The organism is Pseudoalteromonas ardens (assembly GCF_030125445.1).
Taxonomy (GTDB): domain Bacteria; phylum Pseudomonadota; class Gammaproteobacteria; order Enterobacterales; family Alteromonadaceae; genus Pseudoalteromonas; species Pseudoalteromonas ardens.
Map to the genome: position 1 here is coordinate 253,824 of NZ_JASJUV010000001.1, position 15,351 is coordinate 269,174.

Annotated in this window: 9 protein-coding genes; 7 read left to right on the plus strand and 2 right to left on the minus strand. The window is 46.5% G+C overall.

What is annotated here, in order from left to right; genetic code table 11:
• Positions 1 to 58: 58 nt before the first annotated feature.
• Together QNM19_RS00945 and QNM19_RS00950 are read left to right on the plus strand one after the other, a co-directional pair.
• Positions 59 to 1,294: an MFS transporter gene (locus tag QNM19_RS00945; RefSeq protein ID WP_049865101.1), complete on the plus strand. Its 1,236-nt coding sequence runs from the start codon at positions 59 to 61 to the stop codon at positions 1,292 to 1,294.
• Positions 1,295 to 1,303: 9 nt separating this feature from the next.
• Complete coding sequence (locus tag QNM19_RS00950) at positions 1,304 to 2,785, plus strand: trehalase family glycosidase (RefSeq protein ID WP_049865094.1); 1,482 nt, start codon at positions 1,304 to 1,306, stop codon at positions 2,783 to 2,785.
• 238 nt (positions 2,786 to 3,023) lie between these two features.
• On the opposite strand, the gene QNM19_RS00955 is transcribed toward QNM19_RS00950, so the two are convergent.
• Entirely contained in the window at positions 3,024 to 3,296 is a 273-nt protein-coding gene (locus QNM19_RS00955; RefSeq protein WP_049865095.1) for a hypothetical protein, read from the minus strand.
• 183 nt (positions 3,297 to 3,479) lie between these two features.
• On the opposite strand from QNM19_RS00955, the gene QNM19_RS00960 reads away from it, so the two are divergent.
• The 5 genes from QNM19_RS00960 to QNM19_RS00980 all read left to right on the plus strand — a co-directional run bounded on the left by QNM19_RS00960 (position 3,480) and on the right by QNM19_RS00980 (position 10,617).
• Positions 3,480 to 4,511: a WD40 repeat domain-containing protein gene (locus QNM19_RS00960; RefSeq protein WP_156202334.1), complete on the plus strand. Its 1,032-nt coding sequence runs from the start codon at positions 3,480 to 3,482 to the stop codon at positions 4,509 to 4,511.
• A gap of 179 nt (positions 4,512 to 4,690) precedes the next feature.
• Positions 4,691 to 5,680 carry a WD40 repeat domain-containing protein gene (locus QNM19_RS00965; RefSeq protein ID WP_049865097.1) on the plus strand — a complete coding sequence of 330 codons (990 nt, stop codon included), beginning with the start codon at positions 4,691 to 4,693 and terminating at the stop codon, positions 5,678 to 5,680.
• Between the two features lie 16 nt (positions 5,681 to 5,696).
• Positions 5,697 to 6,473, plus strand: a complete 777-nt coding sequence (locus QNM19_RS00970; RefSeq protein WP_049865098.1) for an NERD domain-containing protein — start codon at positions 5,697 to 5,699, stop codon at positions 6,471 to 6,473.
• Between the two features lie 285 nt (positions 6,474 to 6,758).
• Positions 6,759 to 7,649, plus strand: a complete 891-nt coding sequence (locus QNM19_RS00975; protein ID WP_284026188.1) for a cation diffusion facilitator family transporter — start codon at positions 6,759 to 6,761, stop codon at positions 7,647 to 7,649.
• 196 nt (positions 7,650 to 7,845) lie between these two features.
• On the plus strand, positions 7,846 to 10,617 hold the full coding sequence (locus QNM19_RS00980) for an ATP-binding protein (RefSeq protein ID WP_284026189.1): 2,772 nt from the start codon (positions 7,846 to 7,848) through the stop codon (positions 10,615 to 10,617).
• On the opposite strand, the gene QNM19_RS00985 is transcribed toward QNM19_RS00980, so the two are convergent.
• On the minus strand, positions 10,614 to 15,110 hold the full coding sequence (locus tag QNM19_RS00985; protein ID WP_284026190.1) for an EAL domain-containing protein: 4,497 nt from the start codon (positions 15,108 to 15,110) through the stop codon (positions 10,614 to 10,616). The two genes, QNM19_RS00980 and QNM19_RS00985, sit on opposite strands and share 4 nt — an antisense overlap.
• Positions 15,111 to 15,351 lie beyond the last annotated feature (241 nt).

Here is a 15,351-nt window from a genome sequence, read left to right on the forward strand (position 1 = left end):
GCAAAAATAAATGGTCGCGGCTAGACTGACTGTTATTGAATGGTTACAGAGTATCCTTATGAAGCACACCAGAGTCGTGCTGGCCATGGCGGCCTGCTACTTTTTGTTTGCGATCTTACTCAACAGTGTTGGCACTGTGATATTACAGGCGATTAATTCCTTTGCTGTATCGAAAGCGCAGGCTGCCAGTCTCGAAGGGTTTAAAGACATTCCTATCGCCATCGTGTCTTTTCTTGTCGCCTCGTTTATCCCGCGCATTGGTTATCGACTAGCGTTGCTGGGGGCGTTATTCCTGGTTGCAGTCATGTGCCTGCTGACACCGATGCTTGGGGCTTTCTGGGCGCTAAAAGCTTTGTTTGCCAGTGTTGGTTGCGCGTTTGCGATAGTTAAAGTCACTGTTTACGCCCTTATAGGCCAGGTTACCGAGGATGCGAAGGGGCATTCAAGCTTACTTAACACCATTGAAGGCTTGTTTATGGTTGGGGTGCTGAGTGGGTATTGGATCTTCGCGGCATTTATTGGTGAGCAGGCTGATTCGTTGGCCTGGCTAAATGTCTATTATTTGCTGGGCGCATTAACGCTGGTAACGGCATTGTTGGTTGTCAGTGCTCCGATGAAAAAGCCACACTTCAGCGAAGAGCAGCCGCTAAAAGACGAGTTCGTCGGTATGCTAAAACTGGCTTATCAGCCTTTGGTGCTGGTGTTTGTGTTGTCTGCATTTTTATATGTGCTGATTGAGCAAGGCGTAGGTACCTGGTTGCCAACGTTCAATAACCAGGTGCTGAATCTGCCAGTCGATATTGCGGTTCAGCTAACCAGTATTTTTGCAGCCAGCCTGGCAATAGGTCGTCTGTTAGCAGGCCAGCTACTTAAGCATATTCACTGGTACAGCTTACTGAATGCCTGCCTGATTGGCATGGCAGCACTGGTATTACTGACACTCCCTATGACTGAAAACCTGCAACCTAAACAAGTAAACAGCCTGTTTGATGCGCCATTGGCTGCTTATTTAATGCCTTTGATTGGACTGATGATGGCGCCGATTTATCCGGTGATTAACTCGGTAATGTTGAGCAGTCTGGATGAGAGACAGCACGCACCTATGACAGGCCTGATTGTCGTGTTCTCTGCACTGGGCGGAACCACAGGCTCACTGATCACAGGGTTTGTATTTGAATATATTGGTGGTCAACAGGCGTTTTACCTCTCTTTGATCCCCATGTGCGGCATTGCCATTACGTTATTTTTGTTTAAGCGACGCGCTCAGGCACAGACCAGCGCTTGCGCACTTTAGGAGTTATTGATGCAGTTTGAACAATCAAACTTGTTTAAAGCGGTGCAAACGCAGGGCATTTTTTCTGACAGTAAACAGTTTGCGGATGCGATCCCTAAAACTAGCTGGCAACAGGCTTGCGTGTTATACGATCAAGAATCGCCAGAAGACTTAGCCGCTTTTGTTGCCCGACACTTTGAATTTGCACCGCAGCCTGAGCTTGCAGCGCTGAATGCAACGTCAGTCAAAGACTACATCAGTCAGCTGTGGTTGCGTCTTGAGCGAGCACCACAAACAGGTAACGCCTCCTCATTATTGGATTTGCCAGCCAGCTATACTGTGCCAGGCGGGCGTTTCAATGAAATTTATTACTGGGATAGCTATTTTACTGCGCTGGGCCTGCTTGACGCCGGTCACACTGAACAAGTGTCAAATATGCTTGATAATTTTGTGAGTCTGATAACGCGTATTGGCCACGTTCCAAACGGCAACCGCAGTTACTATACCAGTCGTTCTCAGCCCCCGGTAACAGCACTGATGGTATCTTTGCTATGGCAGACGCATCATCAGGATCAGGCATGGTTGAGCACAGTGACTGATGCACTGCAAAAAGAACATGCATTCTGGATGGCGGATAGCGAAAAACTGAATGATGAGCTGACAGAAATCCGGCGTGTTGTACGTATGCCCTGCGGTGGCGTAATGAACCGTTTCTGGGATGACAGTGCAGAGCCGCGTCCTGAGTCCTATAAAGAAGACATTGAGGCTGCCAGCATGCTGGAGCCAGAACATCGTGCTGTGTTTTATCGAAATATCCGTGCGGCCTGTGAGTCAGGTTGGGATTTCAGTAGTCGCTGGCTGGATGATCCTGCGCAGTTGTGCAGCATTAATACGGTACAGCGTATCCCTGTCGATTTAAACGCTTTATTGCAGCAGCTGGAATGGCAGCTTAGCGAATGCTATGCCGCGCTTGGAGATAGTCAGCAAAGTGCGCATTACCTGAATCTTGTTCAGCAGCGAAAACGTCTGATCCAGGCCTATCTGTGGGATAAAGAACAAGGCTGGTTTATGGATTACCACATTGCTTTGCAAACGCGCAGTCAGGTGATGTCATTGGCCGGTGTCGTGCCTATGTTTCTTAGCCTGGCAAGTCAGCTCCAGGCTGAAGCTATGGTACAACGTCTGGAGCAAGACTTTTTGCGCGCAGGTGGATTAGTGACTACGCTGACTGACACCGCACAGCAGTGGGATAGTCCAAATGGCTGGGCGCCGTTACAATGGTTTGCCGTCAAGGGTATGCTGAACTACGGTTATTGCAAGCTGGCAACCAGTGTAGCCAGACGTTGGTTAGTGATGCTGGAGCGTGATTTTGAGCAGCGAGGTTGTTTACTCGAAAAATACAACGTGGTTGAACCGGGTGTGCGTGCCGGAGGTGGGGAGTACACGGTGCAGCAAGGGTTTGGCTGGACGAATGGGGTAACCAGCCGTTTGTATCAACTGTTGGAAGAGTAGAGGCCTCATCGTATAGCAAGTGTAGAATATTAACGATATCAGTTAATATCGTTATTTGATGGCGAATTTAATGTGAGGACTTTAAAACCCTAATAGTCCTCGCATTTTAAAGTTATCTAAATATCAGCCATGATATGGGTGACGCAAACGCGTCAATCTGCCCATAAAACCAACAGACACCATCGCAGTGGGCAACTTTACTTCTCACATTGATCACCTTTCGAGCGCGATAAGCCACTCAATCCATAAAAGCAACACGCACGATAATGGCGCCAATGACGATTATAAACAACACCAACTCCAGCTTATAAACGACGGAACGTGTTTCCCTTTCTGCCTTGTTTTTGGCTATGTCCTTTTTTATATTGGTACCTTCAGGATGCCTTTTCTCATAGGCCTGGTTTGCTTTCTCGGCGAATTTTTTGCGTTTGTCAGGACTTAGCGCTTTATTTAATGCCGCGCCATGGTCTGAAACATGACCTTTGGCCGCGCGTTTTGGTGGACTGGGCATAGTAACCTCCCCAACGAACCCCTCACGTTAAGTATAGCGCCAGATAGAGAAGACTGGCAGCATAACTCTACTGCCAGGAGAAATAAGAGACGCTGCCTAATGAACCAGTTCACGGCTAGCAAGTCAAAAGGTATACATTTGGGTGATATTTGTACATTACATCTTATTACATGAAAACAGGCGGTGGCACTAGTGACTCAATTGGCAAAACACCTCTTAATAGGTTTGGTTTTAATGGCTGTGATGGGGTTAGCCGGATGTGATGCGCCAATTCAAAATAATGAAGCTCAAACAATTAGCCTGCAACAAAACGCGGTTCAGGGTCAGTTTTCAGTGGATGGCAATTTGGCCGTGTTACACAATCCGGGTGATAAGCTTGCGGTATTTCATATCAATACTCAGACCCTTATATTTGCAGTCGCAGATCCCATAACCAGACTCGACAATGACAAGGGCAAAATACTGGCGTTCAGTCTCAGTGATGATAATAAGCGGCTTGCAATAGGCTACCAAAAATCGGTAGAGCTATGGGACGTTGAGCAAGGATTGCAATTGGGAACGGTTGCGGTACACCCTTCATCTGAACTGGCAAAGGTCTCGGCATTGAACTTGTATAGCCGCCCCAACTTGTTGCTAGTCGGGTTAAATGACGGCACCGTCAACTTACTGGATTTGGATAACCAGTTGGTTAAAACAGCGAGGTTTCACGACAGTAAAGTGATGCATGTTGCGATGAGTGGACAAGGCCAGAGTGTGCTGAGTGCAGGGCATGATGGCCAGATATTGTTATATGACGCGCGTACTATGAAAATAAAACGGCGTGTTGATTTTGGCCGCCGCATTACCAGCATCGCGCACAGTGCAGATCAAACCCAGCTGTTTGCATCCGATGCACTCAATGAGCAGCGTATTTTCTCCGTATACACAGATGCCAAATATGACATTAACTTGCGCTACCCGGAGCGTTTTAGATGGTTTCGTGCGGCTGCATTTAGTGTAGACCAGCGTTATTTGGCAACTGGGTCGTCAAAAGCCTGGTGGACTTTATGGGACGCGCAAAACGGTCAGGAAATTGGCGCTTATGCTATCCAGGCCCAGAGTCGTGATGCCACTGTGCTTGATATGTATGCTAACGCACAAGGTGAACTGCTCACACTCAGCAGTGATGGTTTTGTTGAGTTGTGGCAGATCAGTACTTTACTAAATCGTGAGTGAGGGCTGGTGTGGTTCTTGCTGTCGAAAGCACAGGTGAGGTGTTATCGAGATGTAATAGTAACAGGAACAGGTTTGGTCTACTATCTGTGCTGTTAAAAGTGGTACAGTTTTTTGGTGTACTTTTTACTCTCAGTTAATGCACGTATAATGGCGGTTTTAGTGGTGTCACGAGTAGAGTTATGTGGTTAAAGGTATTGCTGGCGGCGTTGTGTGTGGTGATGTTGAGTGCATGCAATGAGGAAATCCAGCTAAGTCAGGGTAATGTTGGCAGACTGAATGACAGTGGTATTGCGATAGGCCATTTCTCAAAGGATGGCACAAAGCTCGTCACATTTGATAATCAAAAACAAATTCAGGTTTGGAATGTGGCTACTCAGCAGGTTGAGTTCACAGTGCCCAAAGAAAAGACGCCTGAGTTTGTTCGGGATGTTGCCCTGTCAGAAGATTTAAAGATGTTGGTGATTGCCAGCGAGTCAGAATTGGCATTTTGGTCGCTGAGTAAAGGTAAGTTAGTGACCAAGGTCGCATTTGGTGGTGTGACACCCGGTGCGGTCATTACGGCTATGGCTATATCGCCCAAAAATGACAAAGCCATTGTGGCAATGGCGGATGGCACCATCAATATGGCCGATTTACATACCCAGATAAATAACCGCTTTGCACCGCACTCGCGGCCGGTTCAGCATGTGTTTTGGGATGATAAGGGTGAACTATTCGTTACTGGCGCTCAGGATGGCAAACTGGCGCTGTGGAAATTTGGCTCGGCAGAGCCTATTTTTATGAAAGAGTTTGATCACCGGGTTACCAGTGTTGCAGTGCGTGATGACTTTTCAGCCTTGTTTGCGTCTGATGCTTTGAATGAACAGGTTGTTACATCATTGACCGATGGGCAGAGCATTAGTGAACTTCAGTATATGTCACGCTTTAAAGTATTTCGTAAAGCGCTCTTTATTAAAGGGAGTGAGTTGCTCGCAACGTCCTCATCAAAGTCGCATTTGAGCATCTGGAATGCGAAAAATGGCGAAGAGCTCGGTACCTGGCAAATTAGCTTTGTTCATGATGGGGCGACTATCGTAGATATGTATGCGGCGGATAGACATACTCTCCTGACATTAAGCAGTGACGGTATTTTAGAGGCCTGGACGCTTAATGCATTAGCTCAACGCTAAGAAAGAAGGTGGCGGCATGGTTAGATGGATTTTGGTTTGTTTGTTTATCGTCAGCGCTCATGTGATTGGCGCAGAGCCAACCTCTGGCAATGAGCCAGATAAAGGCGATGGTGTACAGATAACGAATGCCGCGTCGCACCAGACTCGTGATCTGGCTACGACACAACCGGGTGTGCAATCTCAGTCCCCGTTCACCGCGCTTAACCTGATTGCGTTGTGTTTTTTGCTTTATCTTGTTTGGACTGCTGCGCGTTACCTTTATATGCGTAAACGTGATGCCGATAAAGCACAGGCTGAAAAGCTGAAATGGCAGGTTTATCACAGCCTTACGACATCGCTTGACGCAAAACACTATACCATCCTCACTCGTCACCTGTATCCGGAGCAGTTAGAGGCTTTATCTTTAGATTGCGTCGTGTTGTCACCATTTGGTGTTTTTGTGGTGGTGGTGGTCGAGCAAAGAGGGTTGATTGCGGTCGAAACGGACAGTCAGGTTTGGCCCTGTCGCTACAAGAACAAGACCCATTACCTGGCAAATCCGCTTACGGCAGCGGCACAACGCGCTGCTACACTGGCTGGCGTGATAAATACGCCATTCGGTGTACGCTGGTTGGCGGTGTTTCCCGATGATGCGGAGTTTAGCCCAACCCGGCCAACGGATTGCTGTAAGGTCAGCGAAGTTTCGCTGGATATACTCAGGTATACTCGGTGTCAGTTTAGTCACGAGCAAGTCAGGCTATTTGAGCAGGCTGTGTTAAGCTATGGACAACGCCATAAGCGATTGAGTGCCTGAGTAAAATGCTGTGTTAGCCACACTGAAGTATGCTGGTCTGAGCTAACAAACAGGCCGTTCATTGCCGTTAATACACTTCATGTAGTTTATATATCGTACACTAAGTCGAACTTTCTTAATTTAAGTTCTGTTTTTACCGAGGTTTGCAAGCCCTGGTTACACCAATTAATTATTCAGATTGATATTACTACTGACATTTTTGATGCGCGGGCGTTGAAATCAGGGTACAATTGCGACTCTTTATCATTTCCCCTGCTGTATTTTATAAGGCATTAAACTGCTCGAATGACCGATCTGACTACACACCAAGCGTCTCGTAATCGACTCCTTATCGCACTTGCACTCACATGTACCTTTATGATTATTCAGGTTGTCGGTGCGTATTACGCCAATTCGTTGGCTGTGCTAGCCGATGCCGGGCATTTATTTGTGCACAATAGCTCTTTGCTCATTGCGCTAATCGCTTCGTCCGTCGCAATCAAGTTGGCGAAAACCTATAACGACGGATATAAAAAGGCGGAGTACACCGGTGGTCTGTTTAATGGGCTGCTGTATTTATCCATCGCTGCCATTATTTTGCTTGAAGGCGGCGAGCGGCTTGGCCATCATGCGCAAGGGCATGACCTGAATGTGAACGCCTTTGCGATGTCGAGCATTGCCGCTGTTGGGTTCTTGTTTCATGGTGCCTCGGCCTGGGTGTTATATAAGGGCCGTAAAGACAGTATCAATGTTTATGCGGTATTTCTGCACTCCTTTTTTGATTTACTCTCAACTGTTTCTACCTTTGTTGCAGGTGTACTGATCCATCTGACCAACTGGCAGGTTATTGATATTGTCTCGAGCATGCTGATATCTGTGTTCGTGTTGTTCACTGGCGTTAAGGTGATCTATGCCTGTATTCAGGGTCTGACGGAAAAAGCGCAAATGCTTCCAGCTGTCGAGAAACTGGAACAGTTGATCTTGTCGACTGAACACGTTGAAAGTGTTCACAACATTACAGTTACCATGCTGGACAATCAGTTAACCGTTGGGGCGCATATTGTGCTTAAACACCATTGCACGATTGAAATGCACGATGAAGCGTGTCGCCTTGAAGTAGAACGTGCTTTGATCAATACCTATGCGGTTAAACAATGCGTTTTACAAATAGAAAGCCACGATTGTCCAGATCACTAAACTTGGCAAAAGTCAGTTTTTCCTTTACTTTTTAACAGTATCAGTAAAAAAATTGCAAGCTATCTAAAATTAGCAACATAGGTTTGCGTGTTGCGGGTTATAACTTGCATAGCTGACCGAAACTCAGGACCTGCGTCGTACTCATAAGATGAGAGGCAGGATCCTGTAGGTGTTAAGTTTAAGAGGAGCCTGAGTATTGTTCGGGAAAATAACAGCATTACCTAAGATCGCGATTGCGGTTGTGCTCGGGTTGTTAGGTGGCTTTGCTAACCTTCTGCCCCTATGGTTCCTGGATAGTTCTGAGTTTCTGCTTGGTCAGCTGTTCGTTATTCTTGCATTAATGTCGCTGGGTTGGCGCTATGCTTTATTGTGCGTGGCGATTGGTGCGGCCTTTATATTTTACCGCTGGGGCCACTGCTGGCCATCTACGGTGTTTTTGTTAGAGATAGCCTGGTTACAAATCTTCTGTGTCAGACCTAACAAGCCTTTATTCATGCGGGGTCTGGCATTTTGGGTGTTGTTTGGGATCCCCTTGCTCTTCCTGTTCGGTAAGTTTGCCCTTGACCTCAACTTGCTGGTTATTATGACGGCACTGGCCAAATACTTTATCAATGCGGCTATTTGTCTGGTTATTGTCGACTTGCTGTCGTTATTTTTATTCAAGCAATTGTGGCAGGCCAAGCCACTGTATCGTATTTTGAACTATATGATCAGTCACCTCATTATTTTGGTGGTACTGGTAACAACCATCATGCTGACCAATAGCCACTATGAGCGCATAGAATATGAGGTGAGAGCACAGCTGAGTGATGTCGCGAACACAACGGCGCAGCGGATAGATAGCTTTCTTGGCAATCATCGCCGTGCTTTAGCAGATGCTGCACACAACATAGAAGCCGGATTGGATCAGCAGCATACGATCACCCGATTAGTTGAATCTTATCCGAATATTCGCACTGCTATTACCGCGGATGAATCCGGGCTGGTTACAAATTTCTACCCCGATACGCTCAGAACCAGTCTGGCTGGCGAAGTGCCAGCGGTATCCGACCGTCAGTATTTTATTCAGGCTCCGTATTATCCGAATGGGTTTGTGTCGGGCATATTCCGGGGCAGGGGATTTGGTGATGATTCAATAGTGGCTATTTCGGCACCTATCTACGATAGGGGGAATTTTGCCGGGATTGTGGAAGGGTCCGTATTTTTTAATACATTTGAACAGTTTATTCCTCGCATCTTGTCGCACCTTGGGCACCTGATGATCCTCGATAGCGAAAATAAAGTGGTATTTAGCTCTCTGAAGTCCGACTTTAATACACTCGATGAGCTGGATGAAGCGACGTTAAATTCGCTGACCAATGATGATTTAAACTTGTATGTTGGTAAGACAGAAGAGGTGTTTTATCGCCGCAGTGTGCGTTCAGAGGAATTTAGCTGGCAAGTCATCAGCCTGGTTGAGCGCAAGTATGTCAATATGGCGGTCGCATCGGCATGGGGACAGTCATTTTTCCTTGCCCTGTTTATTATCGCACTGAGCAGCGTTTTGGTCAGCAAACTAACCCGTATGCTGATCAACCCAATGCATGACCTTAGTAGTAGGCTGAACGGTTTTGACCCGGCCAGTCGTAATGAGGATTTATCTCCTCGGGAAGAAGCCACCTTTCTTGAAGTGATTACGTTACAGCAACAGTTTACCCAGCTGGCGTTTAAGCTGTCTATGAGCTTCAAAAAGTTGCAAAAAGCCAATCAGGAAAATCAGTCGCTAAATGCTCAGCTCACCAATTTCAATGCCCAATTAGAGAGTCAGGTGCAGGAGAAAACAGAAGAGCTAATTGATGCGCTCGACAGGGCAAATAAAGCGAGTTCAGCAAAAAGTCTGTTTTTGGCCAATATGAGTCATGAAATACGCACACCGCTCAATGGGATAATTGGCATGACCGCAGATATGCAGCGCCACACCCATGATACAGACGTTGCTGAGTCTTTGCAGATCATTTACCAGTCTGCGCATAACCTACTGCTGATCCTGAACGACATTCTTGATTATTCCAAAATAGAAGCTGGCGCTCTGGAGCTGGACAGGCACGATGTTGCCTTTCGTAAGATGTTGCATTCACTGACTACGTCCTTTTGCAAAACTGGCGTGAAGGCCGGGGTGACATTTAGCTATGAGGTTAACGACACTATTCCCGAGTATCTCAAACTGGATGAATTGAGGGTGACGCAAATCATTAACAATTTGCTTAGTAATGCTGGCAAGTTCACTGAGCAGGGGAGTATTAAGCTCAGTGCCCGTTACATCGACGAAGCCTTACATATTGATATTTCGGACACAGGAGTAGGAATTGCGAAAGAGAAACAGAAGCAGCTATTTGGAGAGTTTATTCAGGCAGATGTCTCTACAACACGTAAATATGGTGGAACAGGGCTTGGCCTGACAATCTGTAAGCGTCTGGCAGAGGCAATGGGTGGGACAATTAGTTTAGAGAGTGAGGCCGGCAAGGGCAGCACGTTTACGGTGATTTTGCCTGCTACTCAGGGTGAGGCACAACAAGAAGAAAAACAGCATGTTAGCGCACCAGACCTGAGCGGTGTGAATGTTTTGCTGGTTGAAGACAATCCAATTAACCAGATCGTAGCGGCGAAATTAATGGAGCATACAGGCTGCAGCCTGACTAAAGCAAACGATGGCCTGGATGCGCTGTCTGTTTTAGAGGGTAACCATATTCCCGTTATCCTGATGGATTGTCAGATGCCGAATATGGATGGATTTGATTGTACTCGTCGCATTCGTCAAAACCCTGAGCTGTACGGTACGCCTCACATTATTGCTATTACAGCAAATGCCTTCAACGAGGACAAAGTGAAATGTTTGCAGGTGGGAATGGATGACTTTGTCTCCAAACCCATCGAGCCAGATGCCCTATATCAATGCCTAGCACGATGGCAGGGCGGATCAGTAAGTTAGCCCACGTTGGCCACATCAGGCGGGTATTGCTCAAACAAACCCGCTGCGCTTAAAGGTTTTGAAAAATAATACCCTTGCATGTATTCGCAGCCCAGATCTCGAAGAAAACTAAGCTGCTGGGCGGTTTCCACCCCTTCGGCAATACATGCCATATTGAGGTTTTGTGCCAGCATATAGATGGTTTTTACGATGGAACGATTATGGGGGTGAGTTTCCAGTGTGCGTACAAAACTCTGGTCAATTTTGATAATGTCGATAGGGAATTGACTTAGGTATGTGAGCGAAGAGTAGCCCGTGCCAAAATCATCCAGCAGCAGTGTAAAGCCAAACTTCTTAAGTTGGGCCAGCGTTTTACTGGCTTTATGCCGGTCTGCCAGGAAGCTGGTTTCTGTGATTTCCAGTTTCAGCTGATGATTGCTCAAACCAAATTCCGCCACAATGTTGTCCAGAGAGGCCGCGAGGTTATCACGCATAATATGTTGAGGTGAGAGATTCAGTGACAAATAAAATGAGGATTGCTGGTGGAAAAATGGCATAAGTTCCTCAAGGGCATTGCGTAAAGCCTGCGTTGTCATTTGCTCAATTAGACCGACCTCTTCAGCAATTGGAATAAACTCTGCCGGTGATACAGGTTTTGACCCCAACTGCCAGCGCATTAACAGCTCTACACCAGTCAAGGTGTGGTTGGTGGTATTCACAATAGGCTGATAATGATTGTAGAGCTGATTGTCTGCTACTGCTTCTTTGAGCGCCGCTTCTAAGCTGAGTTTTCTGCTCAGGTGCGCATTCATTTCGCTGGTAAAAAACTTAAAGTTGTTTCTGCCACTTTGTTTGGCATGTAGCATTGCGATATCTGCATTTCGCAATAAGCCTTCCGCTGTCTGTTCGTCAAATGGAAAAATAGCGACACCTACGCTGGCAGAAATGCTCATAGAGATACCATCTACTTCGTATTTATTGCATAACGACGTGATCATCTGTTGAACCAGCTCTGTGACCTGGGCGACATCTTCGAAAGTTTTTATCAGAACAATGAACTCATCGCCACTCTGGCGGCCCAGGATGCAGTGCGCGTTTAAGGAGCTGTTGATCCGTTTCGTAACGGCAATCAGGAGTTGGTCTCCTGCAGAGTGGCCATAGGCGTCATTGATGGGCTTGAATTTGTCCAGATCGATAAACAATAATGCGCACCCGGAATTACTTTTAGTTGCATTATATATGGCAAATTCAATGTGTTGCAGCATTAGGTTACGATTAGGTAAATCCGTCAGGGCATCAAAGTTTGCGAGATAACGTAACTCACTTTGTGCTTGCTTCTGCTGAGATAAGTCGGAACCAACGATGACTAAAAATTCAATTTCACCCTGGTCATCTGTAATGGCATTGATACTGAGTTGAACTGAGCTTTGGCGTTGATCATCAAATGTCACATCAATTTCTAGTTTTATGTTCTCTTTAGGCTGGATGTTACGCAACGCGTTAAGTAATTTTATTAGCTGTTGTCGGCCAAGTCGTTTCTTGAGTTCGCTGAGGGTTAGTTGTTTTTGAGGTTCATAGCGGTCCAATCCCAGAGATGACGATAAACTCTGGTTGACTGATAAAAGCTGTAAGCTGTTGTCGAGGATCAATAACCAGTCCTGGATCTGAGATAGGGCCTGGGCAAACATAGCTGCATTCAGTTGGTTCGCTTTTTGCTCCGTGATATTACTGTAGATACCGGATGTCTTTAGCGGCACACCTTTGGCATCCCATTCGCTGACCTTGGCAATATCGTGATACCAGAGCCAGCCTTGTTGCTTTGAAAAAATCCGATAGGTGATTGAGAGCTGACTGTCCGGTGAGGCAATAAAGCGCGCCCATTGACGCTGCACCATTTCTTGATCTTGTGGGTGCACTTTGTCAAAAAAACCGGTCAGACTGAGTTGCTTACTTTGGCTGGTGTCCTGAGTATTGCTGAGCAAGGTAAATTGCTGAGTCTGCATGTCCATGCTCCACAGTCCACTTTGCGTTTTCGTCAGTGCTAAATCGGTCTGGGCTTTTGCATGTACTAGCTGGTCATAGGTTTGTTGCAGAGCAAGTTGCTTGCGTTGGTGTCTGCGATAAAGCATGGCCAGTAAAGCAGCAATCAGCAACAGATAACTGGTGATAGCTAACGGTGTATTCCACCAGGCATGCTTGATTTCAAAATGCAGCTGGCTTTGGGTGCGTTTTGCTGCGCCGCCAGGTCGGAATTCGGACAGGGTCAGGGTATATTTTCCTGGTTTTAAGGTATTAAAAAACAGATAGTTATGCTTAACATCTTTGATCTCAAGGGAAGTCGGGCCCGACAGTTGAGCCGTGACAAAATTACGGCGCACATTAAAAATATTGAACTGACTAAACTCAAAGCGAAATCCCATGTCGTCATATTCAAACTGCAGAGTCTGCATGTCGAGTTGTGCGGGCGAGACGAGTATGGGCCTAGACATTAATTGCACACCCGAGAAGGAGAGTTGCTCTGTTTCTGCTGGCAGAGTAAAGGCACTCGGGTCGAATTTTATGGCACCGTTGGGCGTACCGAACAGCATTTCTCCTGAATGCAAAGGCTGGCTGGCTCCGAGGTTAAACTCGTTGGTAACCAGCCCATTACGGTGATCATAATGGTCGAGCTGTAGTGTTTCTAAATTGAGTTTATAAAGACCATTTTGACTACTTATCCAAAGTTGGTTGTGCAGGTCACGTTCCAGTTCGTACAAGGTGTTGGTGCCAAGCCCTTGTTCCTTAGTGATATGTATTATGCGCTGGAAACTGTGTGTTTCGAGTGCAATGAGCCCCATTGTGTTGGTTGCCAGCCAAAGTCGGCCCTGGCCATCCTTCATCCAGTCATTCACGATAGGGTAGGCGTTATCAGAGGCGGCTTCTGCTTGCCACAAAGTATTGACCTGGTGGCTCAGGCGATCGTAACTTACAAGCGCGTTGGCGGTGCTGAATAATAACTCATTGGGTTTTTCTGGTCTGGCTGGCAGAAATAACAAAGCTTGCAGGTCATCTATCTGTGCTTCCAGCTCACTTAATGTGGTAATCGTTTGTAAGGCAATGTCATAAAGGAAAATATTATGGTGCGTATGGAACAGGAGGGTACGCTGATCTACCAGCATAGAGCCGACTAAATGGTCTTCGCCCGTCATGGCAACAGTTGTGTTGGTGACTTTGAGCTCAGTGGCTTGTCCGGTTGATATGTCAAACTGTTTTAGCCCGGCTTTGGTATCAAGCAGGAGCATGTTGTCACTCAGATAGGGAGAGCTATAGATGTTGTAGACCGCGTGGCTGCCATACGCAGGTTTGTGGCTTTGATTACGAAAATAACTTTGTTGCAGGGTTGCCTGTTGCCCGTCAGAAAAGAGGTGTAATCCATCATCGCTGCCAAGCCAAAGTGTACCATCGTTTTTATGATGCACAGCCCAGATATTGTTATTAAAGTTATGGTTATGAGAGGCGAGCAGCTTAAATCGGTACGCAGAAGTTGGCCAAATAAATGTCCCATTATTATTGGACCCCATCCACAGGTTTGCATGCTTGTCTAACAACATGACTGGGATGGTATTTTGCGGTGTCAAATAGCGGCTTTCGCTGAACGAGAACAGCTTACTGGCACTATGGTTACGGCGGTCGAGCAAATATAGACCTGAATCTGTGGCCAGGTACTCTCCATATGGTCCGATTTCATGTGCCCAAATATTGAGTTGTGAAACAAGCTCATAAGCTTGCTGATCTAATAGCTGGCTGGTATCACCCGGAATGACAAACAAGCCTTCCACAGTACCCACCAGCAGCCCCAGTGCCGGGTCTTGCTTGAGCAATTTTACATTGTTATTGAGCGCAGACTTGGCCACTGAACCCTGGTGGTTCAGTAAGCTGAGTTGCTCATTTTTGAAATGAAACAGTCCAGACTCTGAGCCAATGAGCAAAGCATCGTGCCATGCCAACATGGTGCGGACATAGGCGCCATCTGGCAGGGTGAGCAAACGTTCCGACGCAAGTGTCTGTATGTCGACGCTATATAAAACGTTTTCAATTGCTATCACGTACTGTTCTTGATACTGAACAATGGCATTCACCGCAGCATCTGGCGCTATGCCTTGACGTCCTCCTTGATTAAACAATTTCATTAGGGCGAAGGTTCGGGTGTTTAGCAAAAATGCGCCTGATTGTGCCGTTGATATAAAGAGTTGGTCATTGTCTAACAGTTGGAGCAACAAAATATCACTGCCTGAGAACAGTGCCTGGCCTTTGAAGGGGCTAAATTGGTTGCCGTCATGTCGATTTAAGCCCTGATGGGTCGCAACCCAGATATATCCTTGCTGGTCTTGTACCAGCGCGGTGATACTGGATTGAGAAAGCCCTTCCTGCGTCGACAAACGGCTGATCTGATTTGCATAATAAGGATCTGCAATCACCAAGTGGTGATATATCATTAAAAAAGACAATAAAGCTGCTTGTAGCCAGTTGTTCATTCACACGTTCCCGAGCGCACAACAGTGAACAGTCCTTTTACGCTTTTGTGCTGTCATATTCGCTGAGGCATACATTGCTCAGATTATGCTAATTATACCAAGTTATAGGCTGAGCTGAACGAGAATTCGTAAAAATGCCTCAGCTGGCCATTTATTGGGTAAAAAAAGGCTGGTTTAGGTAAAACCTAAGCTATTGAACTAAAAGGTGGATCAAAAACACAAGCAATGCAACTACGAATTA